Below are 17,129 nucleotides of genomic sequence, written 5' to 3'. Positions count from 1 at the left end.
GTGTTGGGGATTGGGGGATCTGCCGGAGAGGGACCTACGACGTCCCCTCTCCCCTCGGGAGAGGGACAGGGTGAGGGTGAAGGTCTTGTTGACACGCGTGGGGCTGCTCGCGCAAGCAGGGCCGCCCGTGCAAGTGAAGGGGTGTGCCCGTCGCCCTCCCCCGGCCCCTCCTCCCCGCCTGCGCGGGGACAGGCTGGAGGGGAGGTCAGGGTGTGGGGCTGGCGCAAGCCTTCCCAACGTTGTCCCTCCCCTCGGGAGAGGGACAACGCGGAGCGTCGGCGCAGCCAGGGTGAGGGTGCCATCCGGTCGCTAGCCCTTCCGTTGGCACCGACCCGGCGCTACCCCTGCCAGCGCAGCCCCGCCCGCCACTCGCGCCCCGGCGCAGGCAGCCCCGCTTGCGGCAGGGCGACCGCGTCGAGCGCGTTGTCGACCCGGACGAACGCGCCGAGCACGCCCGGCCCGACGCGCCAGCGGTGGCCCAGCCGCGCGCCGAGCACGAGGGACGCGGGCAGGTCGAGAAGGCCGTCCGGCCCGAGCGACACGGCGGGGCCGGTGCCGATCGCCTCGCCCGCGACGGTCCAGCCGGTCGGCGGCAAGCGGACGGCGCCGAGGCGGGCCAGAAACGCGGGGCGCTCGGGCAAGCGGACCGCGCCGTCGGGCGTGTCGCCGCGCAGGTACAGCGCCGTCGCCGTGGCGTCGATTCGGAGCGCGCCGCGCCGCGCGGTCGCCGCCCCCTCGATGCCGAGCGCGCGCGAGCCCCCGAGGTTGACCCGCTGGCGGCGGCCGTCGGCCAGCCGCGCCTGCTCGATGGCGTCGGCGGTGCGGCGCACGAAGACCGTCGCAGACGCTTCGAGGACGGGCGAGCGCTGCGCGGCGCCGACCTCGGCTTGCCACGTGGTCTCGGGGCGCAGGTCCGGGTTGAGGGCGAACCGGCCGAGCGCCTCGCCAAACAGCTCGCGCATGGTGGGGAAGCGCGCGGCGTGCGCCAGTCCTGCGTGGAGGTCGAGCCCGCCGCGCTCGCCCGCGACGCGCGCCGTCAGCGCCGGTGCCCAGAACGCGCCCGACGATTCGCGCCCCGCCGTCTCGGTCGGCACGAACGCGTCGAGGGCGACGCCCGCGAGCACCGCCAGCCCGCCGATCGTCCCCTCCGCCTCGGCTCCGACGCGGCCCTCGCCGTGGCCGAACGGCTCGCGCGCGTCGCCCTCGTCGCGGCGGTGCGCCGCCCACAGCCCGCTCCCGAGCGCCCGCAGCGTCCACGCATCGCCGGCCTCGACCGCGAATCGGCCGCCGACCGACCGCTCGCGCCGCGTCTCGAGCGTCTCGGCGTCGGCGTAGTCGGCACTCGTGAACGGCTGGATGGCCTCCGTCGCGAGCGCCGCGTGCGCTGTCGCGTCCCACCGTAGGGCGCGCCGCTCGTCGCGTGCGCGGACGACCGCGAGCGTGCGCCGCCAGTCGGGAACGCGCCAGAAGCGGACGCTCGCCTCGGCCGGGTCGAGGTGGCCCTCGGGCGCGACCCCCTGGGCGGCGGCGACGTGCAGCACGGTCGCGGCGACGCCCCACCCGGGCTGCTGGCGGGCGACCCGGAGCAGTCCGCTCGCGGCCCGGCGGTCGGTGTTGGTGCGGAGCGCGCCGTCGGGCTGGCTAAAGGGGAGCGGCGTCGCGAGCGCGCTGCCGGATCGCGCGCCCGCGTCGCCCGCAACTGTGGCCTGCCACGCGCCCCGCCGGACGACGGACGTGGCCGCCAGCCGACCGCGCGCGGGGAGTCCACCGGAGATCTCGGCCTCGGTGAGCGCCCCGTCGCGGTCGAGCGTCCGGGGCGTCAGGTCGACCGTCCCGCCCGCTGCGTTCGGGCCCGCCCCGAGCGGCGCCAGCGAGGCCACGTCGACGGCCGCCACGACGCCCGCAGGAATCAACCCCAGGTCGACGCGGCGGTCCCACGAGTCGGTCAGCGGCGCCCCGTCGAACGAGACGGCCGTCTGGCGCTCGCCGACGCCGCGGATCGCCAGCAGGGTCTGGCCGCGCGAGTTGGTCGGCGCCGCCGCCGAGGGGACGAGGCGCGCCAGGTCCGCCACGCTCTCGGGGTCGCGCGCGAGCACGCTCGCGACCGGGATCCGGGTCACGCCGGTCGCCCGCTCAGCGCCCCCGACGACGACCTCTTGCAGGGCGCGGACGGTGTCGGGCGAGGCCGCTTGCGCACGAGCGCCTCCGGTGAGGGCGGCGGCGAGCAGCGCGGCAAGCAACGGGCGACGAAACGACATGGGGCCAAGCTACCCGGGCGCGCGGCGGATCGACGGCGCCCCGTGCGGCTCGTCGGCCCCCGTCGGCGGTGGCGAGGCCCGCGCCGACCGGACGCTACATCCCGGCCCGGCCTTCGAGGGCGCGGCTCAGCGTCGCCTCGTCGGCGAATTCGAGGTCGCCGCCGATGGGCAGGCCGCGCGCGATGCGCGAGACGGTCACGCCGAACGGCGCCAGCATCTGGCCGACGTAGTACGCCGTCGTGTCGCCCTCGACGTTCGGGTTCATCGCCAGAATCACCTCCTCGACCGGCGTCGGCATCTCCTCGCCGTCCGGCGGCGCCGCCGTCGAACCGGCCACACGGCCGACGAGCGCCGAGATGTGCAGGTCGTCCGGGCCGATCCCGTCGAGCGGCGAGATCACGCCGCCGAGCACGTGGTACAGCCCGCGATACTCGCCCGTCCGCTCCAGCGCGATCACGTCCGAGGGCTCCTCGACGACGCAGATCACGCTCCGGTCGCGCCGCTCCGACTGGCAGACGGGGCACGGGTCGTTGTCGGTCACGTTGAAGCACACCGAGCACGTCTTGACGCGGTCCTTGGCGGCCACCATCGCCCGGGCGATCTCGACGACCTCCTCGCGCGGCATCTTCAGGATGAACGCCGCCAGCCGCTGCGCCGTCTTGCGCCCGACCGTCGGCAGCTTCGAGAGCTGCTCGACGAGCGATTCGACGGTTTCGGAGGTCAGGTGCATGGCGGGGGCGGGGCGGGCGAGCACGGCAACCTCCGACACGGAGGCGACACCGGTGCGTCACCGCGAGCGGGCCGACAGGGGCGGGCTAAAACTTCGGCAGCTCCATGCCGCCCAGGTCCATGCCGGGCGGGAGCAGCGACGAGGCGGCCTCCTGCATCTTGCGGTTCTTGACGGCCTCGGCCTCCTCGATGGCCTTGTTGACGCCGGCCACGACCAGGTCTTCGAGCAGCTCGATGTCGTCGGGGTCGACGGCGTCGCGCTCGATCTTGATGGAGACGATGCGGCCCGCGCCGTCGGCGGTGACGACGACCATGCCGCCGCCGGCCTCGGCCGTCACGCGCTCTTCGGCGAGCTTAGCCTGCGTGTCGGCCACGCGCTGTTGCATGTCGGCCATCTTGCCGAAGAGGTCGGCCATGTTGGGGGTTCCGTCCATCGGATTGCGGGGTACGAGGTACAGTGTGGGGTACGGGAGGGTGTACCTCGTACCGAGTACCCCGTACCGTGGTCAGTTCCAGACGATCTCGGCGCCGAACGTCTCGAAGAGCGCTCGCACGACCGGATGGTCCTTGCGCATCTGCTTGAGCGTCTCGAACGGGTCGTCGGGGCGGGCGGTTTCGACCGTGTCGCGCGGCGACTCGACCCAGCGGAGCGGCGGGGCCGGGGCGCCGAGGACCGTCGCCAGCACGGCCGACAGCGCCTCGTCGTTCTCGGTCGCGACGGTCACGCCGAAGGCGTCCTCCATCCCGACCTCGACGGCGCCCCGGCGGACGCGGAACGGCGCGCCGGTCCGCACGATCGACGCCACGCGGACGCCGACCTCCTTGCGGACGGCGGCCACGAACCGGGGCCACGCGTCGGTGACGGTCGCGAGCGCGGGCCCGAGCGCGTCGGTCGCCGCGATCGACGCGGCGGTCGACTCGGTGAGCGAGGCCTCGGCGTCGTGGCCGTCGCCGCTGGCGCGCTGGAGGGCGGGGGCGCCGAACGGATTTGTGGGGGAGACGCGCCGCGGTGGGGGCGAGGGGGTGGGCGTGCGGAGCGCAGGCGCCGGGCGCGGCGGGGGCACCGGGTCGAAGTCCTCGGCCAGCCCGCCCATGTCGTCGTCCGTGTGCGGCGGCGGGCCGTCGTCGTCGGCCGCGTAGCTGGCGGGCGTCTCCGAGGTCTGCCCCGGCCGGATGGCGGGCTCGGCGGCCGGCTCGCGGCGGGCCTCCGGCTCGGGCGCTGGCGTCGGCGCGACGGCCAGTTCCGGCGGCTCCGTCGCCGGGCTCGGCGCGGGTGTGTCGGGGGCGCTGGCGGCGGGTGTCGGGGCGCTTGCGCGCGGAGCGATCGCGGGCGCGGCAGGCGTCAGCGCGGCTGGCGGCGGGAGCGCGGGGCGGGGCGCCGCGGCGGGCGGCGGCGGGGTGGGCGCGCTCGGGGCCGGAGGCGCACTCGGCGTCGGCGCGGCGGTGGAGCGGTCGCTGGCCGAGGACGCCGGGGCTGGGCTCGGCGTCGGCGCAGACGTGGGCGGACCGCCGGCGGGGGGCGTGTCGCCAGCGCGGGCGGTCGGCGCGCTGGCGGCCGGGGCCGCGGGGCTCGGGGCGCCGCTCGGCGCCGGCAGCGTGCCCGCACGCGCGGCGCCCTCCAGCGCCGACAGCCGGCCGAGCAGGTGCCGGAGGTCGGCCGCGCTCTCCAGGCTCGCCATCTTGATCAGCGCCAGCTCCAGCGTCAGGCGCGGGTGGCGGCTCTCGCGCAGGTCGTGGGCCGCCGCCTCGGCCAGCATCAGCAGGTGCAGCACGTCGGCCTCGGCGAGCGGCGCGGCGGCGTCGAGGTAGCGCTCGCGCGTGGCCTCGGTCCCCTCGATCAAGTCGCCCGACTGCGTCGCGCGCGCGACGAGCAGGTTGCGGAAGTGCTCGGCCAGCCCGAGCACGAACTCGTTGAGGTCGTGGCCGCTCCGGACGACGTGGTCGACGAGCGACAGCAGCCCGGCGCGGTCGCCGGTCCGGGCGCGCGACGTCGCCTCGAAGTACACGTCCGAGTCGACGACGCCGAGCGCGGTGCGGAGCGGGCCGATCTCGAGGTTCTGCCCGCACAGCGAGACGGCCTGGTCGAACAGCGAGAGCGCGTCGCGCAAGGCGCCGTCCGCCTTGCGGGCGATCAGCACCAGGCTCTCCTCGTCGGCCGTGATCCCCTCGGCGGTCGAGATGGCGCGCAGGCGGTCGACGATTTCGGGGACCGAGATGCGGCGGAAGTCGAACCGCTGGGTGCGGCTCAGGATCGTCGGGAGCACCTTGTGGGGCTCGGTCGTCGCGAAGATGAAGAGGGCGTACTCGGGCGGCTCCTCCAACGTCTTCAGCAGCGCGTTGAACGCTGAGGCCGACAACATGTGGACCTCGTCCAGGATGTAGACCTTCTTGTTGGCCCCCTGGGGCGGCACGCGGACGGTGTCGCGGAGCTCGCGGATGTCCTCGACCTTGTTGTTCGAGGCCGCGTCGATCTCGATGATGTTGAGCGAGCGGTGCTCCTCGAAGGCCACGCACGAGTCGCACGTCCGGCACGGCTCGGCGCGCTCGCGCTCGGCGAGCGGCGTCTGGCAGTTGACGGCCTTGGCCAGGATGCGCGCGGCGGTCGTCTTGCCGACGCCGCGCGGCCCGCTAAAGAGGTAGGCGTGCGCCAGCCGCTTCCGCGTGATCGCGTTGCGCAGCGTCTCGGCCACGTGCTCCTGGGCGACGAGGTCGTCGAACGTCTGCGGCCGGTACTTCCGGGCGGTGACGGTAAAGCGGGGGGCCTGGTCGGGGGGCGTGTCGGCCATCAGGGTCGCGGGTCCGGGGAGCGCCGGGAGACCGCGAGGCGAGGGGCCCTCGCCCGGTCTCGACCGGCCCTGCCAAGGTACCGCCGCGCTCCGGCCCTCGCGGGCCGTGTGGACAACCCGCAGCGGCCGCAGGCTACACGGCCTCGGCGACGGGCGCCTCCTCGATCACCTGCGTCCCGCCCGTCTTGTCGCCGATCCGCCGGCCCTCGTCGTTGACCACGACCAAGATCGCCTCGACGAGCCCGAGCAGGCCGACGAGGCCGCTCAGGATGAGCACGGGGATGCCCAAGAGCGCGAGCGGGCCGAGCCCGATCAACACGGTCCCGATGCCCGAGATGACGCCGGCCGCCGCCAGCGTCCAGTTGCGGCGGACCGAGGCGTCGATCGTCATCGGGCCACCGTCCAAGCGGACCGGGCGGAGGCCGATGATCTTTTTGCCGACCGACCGGCCATCGGCGTAGGGCGAGTCGAGCCCGTCGCGGACCAGGATGTAGCCGGCCCCGACGAGCGTGCCGATCCCGCCCATCACGGTCCCGAACCAGCCGAAGACCCAGCCGATGGCTCCGGCGATGAGCCCGTCGATGAGGGCGGCGAGAAAGCGCTTGACGAGGTCGGCCTTGGCGTGGAGCATCGGAGTGCCGGGGTGTGGTCCTCCTTAGATACTGGAAACGCTGGGATTGACAATCGATGGGCACCTCGTTTTGGAGCCTTGGAGCTCACTCCGAGACCTGCCCAGCGGCCAGTTGGCGGACGCCGTCGAGCACGAGCGTCGGGACGACGCGGTCGACCACCGGGGTGTGCGCCGCCAGCCACTCGGCCCAGCCGCCTGTCGCCACGACGAGCGCGTCGCCGCCGAGCGCGTCGCGCGTCCGCTCGACCAAACCCGCGACGCCGTCGGCGAAGAGGACGCCCAGGCCGGCCTGGATAGCGCCCCGCGTCGAGTCGCCGACCGGAGCGAGCGTGGCCGGCCACGGCACGTCGGGGAGCTGGCCCGTGTCGCGCGCGAGGGAGCGGCGGAGCAGGTCGGGGCCCGGCGCGATGGCGCCGCCGAGGTACGCCGGCTCCGCCGACACGGCCTCGACGGTCACGGCGCTCCCGGCGTCGACGGCGATCACCGCGCGGCCCCCTGCGAGGGCGTGGGCGGCGACGGCCGCCGCCAGCCGGTCGGCGCCGAGCGTGTCCGGCGTGGCGACCGCCAGCCGAAACGGGAGGGCGGCCTCGGCGGTGACGACGAACGGGCGCGCGCCGGTGACCTCCTCGAGAGCCGCCGCCAGCACGGGCGTCAGGTGGGGGACGACCGACGCCAGCGCCCCCCGGTTCGCCGGTCCCAGGCTCGCGAGCCGCTCGCGCCAGATCTCCCCGCTGGCGCCGTCGCAGGCGAAGCGCGAGACCGGGCCCCAGCCGTTTTGCCAGACGGCCGCCTTGACGGACGAGTTGCCGATGTCGAGGACGAGCAAGGCGGGTGGGGGAGGGTGGCGGAGGGAGGATAGAGGGTGACGGAGGCCGAGGGACTCTGCTTGGCCCCGCCGGGCCGTCGCTCATCCGTGTCGACTCGGTGCTCGGCCCAGTCGGACGACCCCTCTGGCTCGTCAGACCGAGTCTCGACTCTGAAAGACGAGGTCTCACCGTTGCAGGGCGGCTTCTGCGGCCAGTAAGGTGCCCCTCTCGGTCCCGTAGGGCGGTGTTTCAGCCCTGTACGATGGCCGCTCGGACCCGTAAGACGTCCTCTCGTCCCTGTAAGACGACGTCTCGGAGGCGTAAGACGAGGTCTCGGTCCCGTAAGATGGCCTCTCAGCCGCGTAAGACGGCCTCCCGATGCCGCCGGGAGGGAGTGTTCGGACCATACCACGACCGCTCAGACCCGGTCTGCGTCCTTGGTCCCCAGCCTCCCGTCCCGACGAGCGCAGCGAGCCTACAGCCGCTCGATGCGGACGGCGTCGATGCGGCTCTGGCTGGCGGTGATGACCGTAAACCGGAAGCCCTCGTGGTCGAAGGCGTCGCGCTCGTCGGGGACGTTGCCGACGTGGGCGAGCACGAAGCCGGCGACGGTGTCGTAGTCGCCGTCGGCGAGCACGATGCCGACCTCGTCCTCCAGCGCCTCCAGCTCGACGCGCCCGTGGACGAGAACCGTCCGGTCGTCGACGCGGCGGATGGGGGCGGCGGCGGCGTCGTGCTCGTCGCGGATGTCGCCGAAGAGCTCTTCGAGCAGGTCCTCGAGCGTGACGATCCCGGCCGTCCCGCCGTACTCGTCGACGGCGACGGCGAGCGTGGCGCCGCCCTGCAGAAAGTCGAACAGGAGGTCGCGAGCGGGCTTCGAGTCCGGGACGACGCGGGCCGGGCGGAGGATGGAACTGAGCGTCTCCGGGGCGTGGAAGAGGTCGTGCGCCAAGACGACGCCGACGATGCGGTCGACGTTTTCGTGGTAGACCGGCAGGCGGCTGAAGCCGGTCTCGATAAACATCTGGCGGACCTCCTCGATGGTCGCCGTCTCGTCGACGGCGCGGATCTCGGTCCGGGGGATCATCGAGTCCTTGACCCGCAGCGAGCGGAGCTCGAAGACGTTCGTCAGGATCTCGGACTCCTCCTCGTCGAGGTCGAGCGTGCCCGTCTCCCGGCTCTCGCGGATCGCCAGCTCGAAGTCGCGGCGCAAGAACTGCTGGACCGTCGTGCCCTCGCCGTCGGCGATGCGGACGAACAGGCCGCTCACCCAGCCGGCGGCCTTGATGAGCAGCCAGAACACGCCGTACGTCAGCTTGAGCGGCGCCGCGAGCAGGAAGAGCACGCGGATGGGCGGCTGGCGCAGCAGCGACTTCGGGATGACCTCGCCGACGACGAGCACGATGACGGCCGCGATGATGGTCTGGGTCGTGAGCACGGCCGCGCCGGTCTCCGCGAGCCCGACGGTGCCGCCGAAAAAGCGCGCCAGCGGCGGCTCCAGGGCCAGGCTCATCATCGTCGAGTAGACGACGAGGGCGATGTTGTTGCCGACGAGCGTGGTCGTCAGGAACGTGCCGGGGTCGTCCATGAACTCCTGCACGACGGTCCCCAGCCAGCCCGCCTGGCGCGCGCGCGCCTGCGTCTTGAGCCGGTTGGCGGTCACGAACGCGATCTCGGAGCCCGAGAAGAACGCGCTCAGCGCCAGCATCAGCAGGATGAGAAAGACGGTCATGGGGAGGAATGAGGAGTGAGGATCGAGGCATGAGGGACTCGCCCCTCACCCCTCGTGCCTCGCTCCTCGGACGCGCTAGCGGCCGGTGAACTCCGGGGGCTGGCGTTCCAGGAAGGCCATCACGCCCTCGGCGAAGTCCTCCGTCGCGGCGCACTGGGCAAACAGGGCGGCCTCTTGCTGCAGGCCCTGGGGGAGCGGGAGGTCGGACGCGCGGACCGCCTGGAGCGACATGGCCACGGCGACGGGCGCCTTCGCGGCGATCGTCAGGATGAACTGTCGGGCCGTCTCAATGAGGTCGGCCGCCGGGACGACGCGGTTGACGAGCCCGATCTCGTACGCGCGCTGGGCCGAGACGCGGTCGCCGGTGAGCAGCATCTCGGTCGCGATGCCGCGGCCGACGAGCCGGGGCAGGCGCTGCGTGCCGCCGTACCCCGCGATCAGGCCAAGCTGGACCTCGGGCTGCCCGAACTGGGCGGTCTCGGACGCCACGCGCAGGTGGCACGCCATCGCCAGCTCGCACCCGCCGCCGAGCGCGAACCCGTTGACGGCCGCCACGACCGGCTTGGGCAGGTTCTCGATGCTGTTGAACACGGCCTGCCCGCGCGCGGCGAAGCGGTGGGCGTCGAGCGGCTCCATGCCCGCGAATTCCGAGATGTCGGCGCCCGCCGCGAACGCCTTCTCGCCGGCGCCCGTGATGACGACGCCGCGGACGTCCTCGCCGCGCGCCAGCCGGAGCGCCTTGCCCAGTTCGGCGACGAGCCGCTGGCTGAGCGCGTTGAGCGCGTCGGGGCGGTCGAGCGTGATCGTGAGGATGCCGTCGGCGTCGGTCTCGGCGGTCAGGGTCTGGAAGTCGGACACAGAATCAGGAGTGAGGAATCAGGGATGAGGAGTGAGGGTGCCTGTCGTCGTCGCCTGCCGGGCAAGGAAAGGGGGAATAGCACGTGCTCGTTCCTCAATCCTCGATCCTCATGCCTTGCGAGCGGCGCGAGCCATCACCCCTCCCGGGTGCGGCGGCGCTGCTCGGCCTCGGTGTCCGTGGCGTCGCCCAGCACGTCGTCGAGGTCGTCGAGCAGGCCGGCGTCGATGCGGTCCTCGACGCGGCCCATCTCGCCGGCCGGCGAGGCCTCGAACGCCTCGAGGTCGAGCTCGGTCAGCCCGCCGATGCCCATGGTCTCGTCGAGCACCTCCATCGAGTGCTGCGTCTCCTCGACCTCGCTCATCAGCGTGTCGAGCTGGAACGAGACCTCCTCGGGGTTCTGCATCGTCAGCGACTGCTCGTAGACGTAGCGCGTCACGTCCTCGATGGTCTCGAGCTGGGCCTCGATGATGGCCAGGTTCTCGCCGGCCTTTTTGAACCGGTCGAGCCGCTTCTCCAAGATCGCCAGGCGCCGCTGCTTGATGGCGCGGACGCGGGGCGGGTCGGCCTGCATCTCGTTCTGCAGCGCCGTGATGGCGCGGACGATGTCGTTCTCGCCGGTCCGCCGGGCAAACTGCACGTAACGCTCCTTGAGCTGGAGCAGGTTGAGGTGCGCGTCGAGCAGGCCGTCGAGCTTGTTGAGGTGGGCCGTGAGCAGGCCCTGCGACGAGTACGGGAGCTTGGCGTAGTTGTCCTTGATCGCCTTCTCCATGTTCCGGAAGCGGACGTAGCGCTTCTGGTCGTCCTTCGCCAGCGTCCGGAAGACCTCGCGGTCGCGCGGGGCCTTGCGCCGCTCGTCGACCTTGCGGGCGCGGACGGCGCGCTTGAACCGCTCGTTGCGGGGCAGCGTGCCGAGGTACATCAGCTCGGCCGCGGCGGCGAAGACGAGCAGGACGTTCGCGGCCACGCCGCCCGTCATCAGGGCCAGGACGAGCGCGAGGATCAGGAAGCCCAGGTTGAGGGGGCTCATGAAGGCCTCCTTCGTGAAGTTGATCGACTCGTCGGGCATGGGAGAGTGATGAGTGAGGAGTGATGGGTGATGGGCCGGGCGGAGCGCCCCCACGCATCACGAATCACGCATCAGCGCTGGCGGCCGATGGACTTGGGGTCGCGGTCGGCCGCGGGGGGCGGCTCGTCGGCCGGGGGCGGCGTTCGGCCGATGGACTTCTCGCCGGCGGGCGCGGCGGGCGCGCGCGTCGAGTCGGTCCCGGCGGTGCGGGCGGCCTCGACCGACGACGGGTCGCCGCCGCCGCCCATCTGGGCCTTCATCTGGCGGACGAGCGCCTCGGCCTCGGCCTTGGCGAGCGCCTCCCGGTCGACGTCGTCGGCATTCCCGGTGACCGGCGCGTGGCCCTCGGTCGCAAGGTCGTAGCGGGCCTCGGCGAGCGCGGCGTCGCGGTAGAGCTTGTCCGTCGCCGCGTCAAGGTTGTCGCTGGCGGTCCGGTCGGTCATGGCGCCGAGCGCCCGAGCCGTCGAGGCCGTGCGCTGGGCGCCGCGGTGCTGCTGCTTGAGGGCGCGGAGCTGCTGGAGGTGCGCCTTCTCTTCGGCCTTGAGCCGTTCGAATTCGGACTTGTCCATAGGGGTGTGGGATGTGGGATCGAGGGGTGGGCCGAGGGGACGTACGCCGACCCCTCCGTCCTGTATCCCTCCACCCCTCGGGTCTACTGGGTCCGCTGGCGGTCGCGCTCGGCCGGGGCGTCGACGGGGGCGTCGGCCTCGGGGATCTGAATCTGGGGGGCGGGCGCGGCCTCGGCCGGCTCGTTCATGCCCATCTCCAGCTTGAACTGCTTGACGAGCTCGGCGGCCTGGAGCTCCTGCGCATCCTCCTCGATCTGCATCGACTCGGTGTCGATGGAGTCGAGGGCCATCTCCATGCGCGCCTCGTTCTTGGCCGACTGCTCGTTGACGCGGCGGACCATCTCGTCGTGCGTCGAGTCGACGCCGGCGACCTCGAACTGCTCGAGCGTGTCGGCGATCTTGGCCTGCCACTTGGCGCGCTCGTGCGCGCGCAAGGCCTCCTTGGCCTCACCGATCTTCTTTTCGCGCTCGCGCATAAAGGCCTTCTTGACCTGGAGCGCCTTGTCGTAGGCCTGCTCGGCGAACTCGAGCTGCTCGCCGGTCCGGCCCTGGGCCTCCTTGATGCCCTGGAGCTGGACGGCGTAGCGCTGGGCGATGTCGTCGCGCCCGGCCTGGATGGCCGCCTTGATCTTGCTCGTGATCGAGGACTGCTCGGCGGTGTACTTGCGGTGCTCCTTCTGGAGAAGCATCACGTTGGCTTTCACCGTCGCGATGTTCTCGTTCATCTTGGGGACCTGGTCGTTCAGCTCGCGCATGTTCTGCTCGAGGATGAGACGGGGGTCCTCCATGGCGGAGATGGCGCCGCCGAACAGCGACTTCATGAGACGGGAGAAACGCTTCCACATGGCAGAGACGGGGCGGGTGGGGTCGGGCGCCGAAAGGTACGGGCCGGCACGGGAGACGGCTCCTACGGTGCGACCGGCGAATTGGTTGTGCCGGGCGCGCAGTGCGAGCCGGGACAACGGGTTGACGCGAGGATCGAGGCCCGACCCACCGGAGTCGCCCGTGGCTACGCGTCGTCTCCGGTCTCGCCCGCCCAGGCCGCCCCGTCGAAGCGGTCGAGCAGGAGGGGCGTGGCGGCGGGCGGGGCGTCGGCGAGCGTGAACGCGGCGCGGACGGCGTCGACATCTGCGCGGTCGGGGTCAGAAGCGAAGATCTGGGCGAGCGGCTGGCCGGCCTCGACGCGCTCGCCGACCGTCGCGTGGAGCACGAACCCGGCCCGAGGGTCGACGTCGTCCTCCTTCTTCGCGCGGCCCGCGCCCAGGTCCACGGCCGCGTAGCCGAGCGCGAGCGGGTCGATGTCGGCCACGAAGCCGGTCGCGTCGGCGGCGACCGTTGCGACGGGCTCGCCCATGAGACGGTCGGGGTCGTCGAGCACGGAGGCGTCGCCGGACTGGGCCTCGACGATCTCCCGGAAGATCCCGAACGCCCAGCCGTCACGGAGGGCCACGCTCGCCATGCGGCGGCCTGCCTCGGGCGACTCGGCGGCCTTCCCGAGCCACAGCATCTCGCCCGCGAGCGCGAGCGTCACGTCGATCACGTCGGGGCACAGCCCACCCGCGGGCGTCTCGTTGCGCAGGATGCGGATGGCCTCGGCGGTCTCGGGGCCGTTGCCAATCGCCCGGCCGAGCGGCACGTCCATCTGGGTGAGGAGCGCGACCGTCGGCGTCCCGAACTGGCGGCCGACGCGGACGAGTGTTTCGGCCAGCTCGCGCGCGCGCGCCTCGCTCTTCATGAACGCGCCGCGGCCGGTCTTGACGTCGAGCACGAGCGCGTCGATGCCCTCGGCGAGCTTTTTGGACAGGATGCTGGCGGCGATGAACGGGATCGACTCGACGGTCGCCGTCACGTCGCGCAGGGCGTAGAGCTTCTTGTCGGCCGGGGCGATCTCGGCGGTCTGCCCGATCAGGACGGCGCCGACCTCGCCGAGTACTTCGCGGTAGCGCGGGATGTCGAGGTTGACGTCGAAGCCGGGGATGGCCTCGAGCTTGTCGAGCGTCCCGCCGGTGTGGCCGAGCCCGCGGCCCGAGATCATCGGGACGGGCACGCCGCACGCGGCCACGAGCGGCGCGAGCACGAGCGACACCTTGTCGCCGACGCCGCCCGTCGAGTGCTTATCGACCTTGACGCCGGGCACGTCGCTGAGGTCGAGGACGGTCCCGCTGTGGAGCATCGCCTCGGTCAGCGCGAGCGCCTCGTCGTCGTCGAAGCCCTGGAGAAAGCCGGCCATCAGGAACGCCGCCATCTGGTAGTCGGGCACGTCGCCGGCGGTGTAGGCGTCGATGAGGTCGACGATCGATTCGGGAGCGAGCGCGCCGCCGTCGCGCTTGGCGGTGATGAGGCGGACGGCGTTGAAGTCGGGCACGGGGCGGGGGGCGGAGGGGGAGAAGATCGGGCGGGCGGCCCAAACGAGACGAGGCGGACGGCACGCGGCCGCCCGCCTCGCGGACTGGGTCGTCGGGGGCGGCTTACGCCTCCGCTCCGGCCTCGGCAGCCTTGGCCGCCTCGCGGGCGGCCTCGTCGGCGTCGGCCTCCTCCTGGGCGGCGACGGCCTGCTTGGCCTGCGACTTGCCGTAGCGGCGCATAAACTTCTCGACGCGGCCGGCGGTGTCGACCATCGTCTTCTTGCCCGTGTAGAACGGGTGGTTCGACGAGTCGACCTCGGACTTGAGGTCCTTGCCCGTTGTCGAGCGCGTCTGGAACTCCGTGCCGTCAGCCAAGGTGACGGTGATGAGCGGGTAGTCGGGGTGGATGTCGGACTGCATGTTCGGGCGGGGCCGCTTTGGACAGAACCCCGAATCTAGTGGGCATCCGGGCGTGGGCCACCCCCGGAGGCCCGTGTTCCTCCCGTCTTCGCGCGCCGGCCGCCGACCCCACCGATCAGCCCAGCAGCCGCAGGATGAGGTCCGTCGCGACGAGCCCCGCCAGCAGGCCGACCACGAACTGCCCCCACGACGGCCCGCGCCCCTGGCGCAGCGCCGCGCCCGCCACGACCAGCACGGCCGCCAGCAGCAACCGCTCCGTCGGGAGGTCGGGCGACTCGGGCGAGGCGCCGAGCACGCCGTAGCCGACCAGGGCGATGACGCCCAGCACGAGGGCGACGGTGCCGGCGGTGCGCGAGGAGGGCGTCGGGTCGGGCATGGGAGGGCGGGGCGGAGACCGCAAGATCGGGGCTACATCGCGCTCAGTCCAAAGACGGCGTTCGCGAACAGCAGCTGGCCGTCGGCCCAGAAGCCGCGGAAGAGGGGGCTGTCGACGAGGTACACGACCTGCCCGCGTCCCATCTCCTCGACGCCGAACACGAGGGAGTCTTCGAGCCTCGCTTGCGCCTCGGCGCCCGCGAACCCGGCCGCGGGCGCGCCGCTGCGGACGACGCCCACGTTCCACGCGTCGTCGCCGCCGAAAAACTCGACCGGCGCGACGCGGCGCTTGACGACGTACGTCCAGTCGGGGTACCCGAACGCGAGCGGGTGCGAGCCGTCGAGGGCGACGCGGTAAACGGCGCCGGGGACGCTCTCGGAGACGCCGCGGCGGTCGCGGTCGCCGTAGCGGAGCAGGCGGCCCTCGCCCGTCGAGTCGGGCTCGGCCGCCTCGCGCTCTTTCAAGCCGAAGCCGTCCTTGCCGGCGAACGCGGTCGCCGCGCGCTCCAGCGCCACCAGCCGCCCGCCCGCCCGGACCCAGCTCCGAATCGTCTCGGCGCGGTCGCCCGTCAGCCACGACCCGTAGCTGCCGTCGGGCATCACCAACACGTCGACGCCGTCGAGGTCGCTGGCGGAAAAGCGCTCGGCGGTGAGCTGCGTCGCCGGGTACTCGACGACGGCGTCGAACCAGTGCCAGACCTCGCCGAGCGCGGTCGGCGAGACGGGCGTGTCGGCCAAGACAGCGACGTGCGGGGTGCGGACAAAGCCGACGCGATTCGAGCCGATGTCCGGGCCGGTCTCGGCGAAGCCGCCCGCGAGCGCCGCCAGCGCCTCGCCGGTCTCGGCCGCCGCGCGGCGGACGACATCGTCGAAGCGGTCGCCCAGGCGCGCGTTCCCGGCGCGCGTGATGACGAGCCCGCCGCGCCCGAAGTCGCGGCCTCCGGCGCGGAACGGCTCGGGGATGATGCGGACCCCGACGCCGTCGCGGAGGAGCCGCGCCAGAAACCGCGCGTCGCTGGCGGCGCGCCAGTCGGCGGCGTACGCGTAGGGGCGGCCGCTCGGGAGCGTGGCCTCGGTCGGCGCCGGACCGCCGGTCGGGACGACGTCGTCGGCCGCGAGCCCCTCGACGCCGTAGACGTAGGGCAGCGCCCAGGCCGTCACGTCGTACGTCACCGAGTCGGCGAGCGCGGGCTCGGGCTCGAACAGGACGGCCGCGAGCCGCCCCTTGGGCTGGCGCGTGTCGACCACGAGCGCGCCCGCCGCCACGTCGACGCGCTCGGCCTCGGTCGGCGCGTCGAGGCCGCCCGCATAGCGGACGCCCCGGGCGGCGCCGCCCCGTGCCCAGCCGTAGGTGATGCCCTGCAGATCGAGGAGAGCCGCCAGGCCCTGAAGCCGGTCGGCGTCGCCCGTCGCGACGTAGCTGCGGGCGCCGGCGGGCGGCGTGGCAAAGGACGCGGCGAACTCGCGCGTCACCTCGTCGGCGTGGCGGGCCGTCGTGCGGACGGTCTCCATCCCCGAGGCCACGTGGTGCGCGATCCGGTCGGCCAGCCGCAGCGTGTCGCCCTCAGCCGTTTCGATGGCGAGCCCCGCGCGGCCCGAGCCGCCCTGCTCATAGGTCATCCCGACGGCGCCGTTGAAGGTCGGCCACGTGTCGCCGTAGCCGGGGTAGAACAGGTCGAAGACCTCCTTGGTGAAGTAGAGCCAGTTTTCGCGGTCGAAGGCGCGCGCGTTCGCCTGCCCGATCCGCGTCTGGAAGGCGCGCTGCCACGGCGTGATGCGCGGGTGGAACGGCTCGGCGGCCGGCGCGAAGTAGTACGGGCTGTCGACGCCCTGCTCGTGGAAGTCGACGTGGACGGCGGGGAGCCAGCGGTTGTAGAGCGCGAGCCGGGCGCGCGTCTCGGGCTGCGTGCCCCAGGCCCAGTCGCGGTTGAGGTCGAAGAGGTAGTGGTTGTAACGCCCGCCGGGCCACGGCTGGTCGTGCTCGCGCGCGTCGGGGTCGGCGTCGGGCCGGGCGCCGCGGCGCTGCTGGTAGCCTGAGACGTAGCGGTCGCGGCCATCCGGATTCAGGCACGGGTCGAGGACGACGACGACGTCCGCCAGCAGGTCGGGGCTCTGCGTGAGGTCGTAGAGCGTCTGCATCGCGGCCTCGGTGCTGACGGCCTCGTCGCCGTGGACGTTGTAGCTCAGCCACACGACGGGCTGGGTCGGCGGGCCCTCGCCCCGCGATGCGCCAACGGCGCTTGCGCGAGCGGCCTCGGCCGCTTGCGGACTGTCGGCAACGACGGCGACCAGCAGCGGCCGGCCCTCGGGCGTCTCGCCGTACCGCTCGACGGTCACCAGCGCGCTCGCGGCGGCGACGGCCTCGACGTAGTCGACCACGCGGTGGTGGGGCGTGAAGCGGTCGCCGAGGGCGTAGCCGAGGTGCTCGGCGGGCGTCGGGACCTGGGCGCTGGCGGCCGTCGCTAGCAGGGCCGCGAACGAGAGGAGTGCGGGACGGAGCCGAGAGGTCGACAGAGTGGGCACGGACGGGGATCGGGGGGGAGACCCGGAAGC

General features: G+C 73.1%; 15 protein-coding genes. All 15 read right to left on the bottom strand.

Annotated elements, in window-relative coordinates; all coding sequences use genetic code 11:
• Positions 1 to 338: 338 nt before the first annotated feature.
• Complete coding sequence (locus ACLIRP_RS11845) at positions 339 to 2,258, bottom strand: TonB-dependent receptor plug domain-containing protein (protein WP_412060661.1); 1,920 nt, start codon at positions 2,256 to 2,258, stop codon at positions 339 to 341.
• A 94-nt stretch (positions 2,259 to 2,352) separates the two neighbouring features.
• Entirely contained in the window at positions 2,353 to 2,988 is a 636-nt protein-coding gene (gene recR / locus ACLIRP_RS11840) for a recombination mediator RecR (RefSeq protein WP_412060660.1), read from the bottom strand.
• A gap of 85 nt (positions 2,989 to 3,073) precedes the next feature.
• On the bottom strand, positions 3,074 to 3,403 hold the full coding sequence (locus tag ACLIRP_RS11835; RefSeq protein WP_412060659.1) for a YbaB/EbfC family nucleoid-associated protein: 330 nt from the start codon (positions 3,401 to 3,403) through the stop codon (positions 3,074 to 3,076).
• Positions 3,404 to 3,493: 90 nt separating this feature from the next.
• The gene (gene dnaX / locus ACLIRP_RS11830; RefSeq protein WP_412060658.1) at positions 3,494 to 5,773 is read right to left on the bottom strand and encodes a DNA polymerase III subunit gamma/tau; all 2,280 of its coding nucleotides are present in this window, start codon (positions 5,771 to 5,773) and stop codon (positions 3,494 to 3,496) included.
• A gap of 133 nt (positions 5,774 to 5,906) precedes the next feature.
• On the bottom strand, positions 5,907 to 6,404 hold the full coding sequence (locus ACLIRP_RS11825) for an RDD family protein (protein ID WP_412060657.1): 498 nt from the start codon (positions 6,402 to 6,404) through the stop codon (positions 5,907 to 5,909).
• Between the two features lie 85 nt (positions 6,405 to 6,489).
• Positions 6,490 to 7,230 carry a type III pantothenate kinase gene (locus ACLIRP_RS11820; RefSeq protein WP_412060656.1) on the bottom strand — a complete coding sequence of 247 codons (741 nt, stop codon included), beginning with the start codon at positions 7,228 to 7,230 and terminating at the stop codon, positions 6,490 to 6,492.
• A 455-nt stretch (positions 7,231 to 7,685) separates the two neighbouring features.
• On the bottom strand, positions 7,686 to 8,942 hold the full coding sequence (locus tag ACLIRP_RS11815; RefSeq protein ID WP_412060655.1) for a hemolysin family protein: 1,257 nt from the start codon (positions 8,940 to 8,942) through the stop codon (positions 7,686 to 7,688).
• A gap of 75 nt (positions 8,943 to 9,017) precedes the next feature.
• Positions 9,018 to 9,800 (bottom strand): enoyl-CoA hydratase/isomerase family protein, encoded by a 783-nt coding sequence (locus tag ACLIRP_RS11810; RefSeq protein WP_412060654.1) that lies wholly within the window; start codon positions 9,798 to 9,800, stop codon positions 9,018 to 9,020.
• Between the two features lie 134 nt (positions 9,801 to 9,934).
• Complete coding sequence (locus ACLIRP_RS11805) at positions 9,935 to 10,867, bottom strand: hypothetical protein (RefSeq protein ID WP_412060653.1); 933 nt, start codon at positions 10,865 to 10,867, stop codon at positions 9,935 to 9,937.
• Positions 10,868 to 10,938: 71 nt separating this feature from the next.
• On the bottom strand, positions 10,939 to 11,436 hold the full coding sequence (locus ACLIRP_RS11800) for a hypothetical protein (protein WP_412060652.1): 498 nt from the start codon (positions 11,434 to 11,436) through the stop codon (positions 10,939 to 10,941).
• A gap of 83 nt (positions 11,437 to 11,519) precedes the next feature.
• Positions 11,520 to 12,281: a PspA/IM30 family protein gene (locus ACLIRP_RS11795; protein ID WP_412060651.1), complete on the bottom strand. Its 762-nt coding sequence runs from the start codon at positions 12,279 to 12,281 to the stop codon at positions 11,520 to 11,522.
• Positions 12,282 to 12,445: 164 nt separating this feature from the next.
• The gene (locus ACLIRP_RS11790; RefSeq protein WP_412060650.1) at positions 12,446 to 13,801 is read right to left on the bottom strand and encodes a thymidine phosphorylase; all 1,356 of its coding nucleotides are present in this window, start codon (positions 13,799 to 13,801) and stop codon (positions 12,446 to 12,448) included.
• A 103-nt stretch (positions 13,802 to 13,904) separates the two neighbouring features.
• A complete protein-coding gene (rpmE, locus tag ACLIRP_RS11785; RefSeq protein WP_412060649.1) occupies positions 13,905 to 14,201 on the bottom strand; it encodes a 50S ribosomal protein L31 in 297 nt (98 codons plus the stop codon).
• Positions 14,202 to 14,316: 115 nt separating this feature from the next.
• Positions 14,317 to 14,577, bottom strand: coding sequence for a hypothetical protein (locus ACLIRP_RS11780; protein WP_412060648.1), 261 nt, complete (start codon positions 14,575 to 14,577; stop codon positions 14,317 to 14,319).
• Between the two features lie 32 nt (positions 14,578 to 14,609).
• A complete protein-coding gene (locus tag ACLIRP_RS11775) occupies positions 14,610 to 17,099 on the bottom strand; it encodes a M14 family zinc carboxypeptidase (protein ID WP_412060647.1) in 2,490 nt (829 codons plus the stop codon).
• Positions 17,100 to 17,129 lie beyond the last annotated feature (30 nt).

The organism is Rubrivirga halophila (genome assembly GCF_046845755.1).
Classification (GTDB): domain Bacteria; phylum Bacteroidota; class Rhodothermia; order Rhodothermales; family Rubricoccaceae; genus Rubrivirga.
The sequence above is the reverse complement of the archived record's forward strand: the minus strand, read 5'-3'. Positions and strand labels throughout refer to the sequence as shown.

What these genes read in the sequence shown, in the direction of transcription:
- ACLIRP_RS11845 (WP_412060661.1), bottom strand. Translation starts at nt 2,258, where the DNA reads ATGTCGTTTCGTCGCCCGTTGCTTGCCGCGCTGCTCGCCGCCGCCCTC.
- recR (WP_412060660.1), bottom strand. Translation starts at nt 2,988, where the DNA reads ATGCACCTGACCTCCGAAACCGTCGAATCGCTCGTCGAGCAGCTCTCG.
- ACLIRP_RS11835 (WP_412060659.1), bottom strand. Translation starts at nt 3,403, where the DNA reads ATGGCCGACCTCTTCGGCAAGATGGCCGACATGCAACAGCGCGTGGCC.
- dnaX (WP_412060658.1), bottom strand. Translation starts at nt 5,773, where the DNA reads ATGGCCGACACGCCCCCCGACCAGGCCCCCCGCTTTACCGTCACCGCC.
- ACLIRP_RS11825 (WP_412060657.1), bottom strand. Translation starts at nt 6,404, where the DNA reads ATGCTCCACGCCAAGGCCGACCTCGTCAAGCGCTTTCTCGCCGCCCTC.
- ACLIRP_RS11815 (WP_412060655.1), bottom strand. Translation starts at nt 8,942, where the DNA reads ATGACCGTCTTTCTCATCCTGCTGATGCTGGCGCTGAGCGCGTTCTTC.
- ACLIRP_RS11805 (WP_412060653.1), bottom strand. Translation starts at nt 10,867, where the DNA reads ATGCCCGACGAGTCGATCAACTTCACGAAGGAGGCCTTCATGAGCCCC.
- ACLIRP_RS11800 (WP_412060652.1), bottom strand. Translation starts at nt 11,436, where the DNA reads ATGGACAAGTCCGAATTCGAACGGCTCAAGGCCGAAGAGAAGGCGCAC.
- ACLIRP_RS11795 (WP_412060651.1), bottom strand. Translation starts at nt 12,281, where the DNA reads ATGTGGAAGCGTTTCTCCCGTCTCATGAAGTCGCTGTTCGGCGGCGCC.
- rpmE (WP_412060649.1), bottom strand. Translation starts at nt 14,201, where the DNA reads ATGCAGTCCGACATCCACCCCGACTACCCGCTCATCACCGTCACCTTG.
- ACLIRP_RS11780 (WP_412060648.1), bottom strand. Translation starts at nt 14,577, where the DNA reads ATGCCCGACCCGACGCCCTCCTCGCGCACCGCCGGCACCGTCGCCCTC.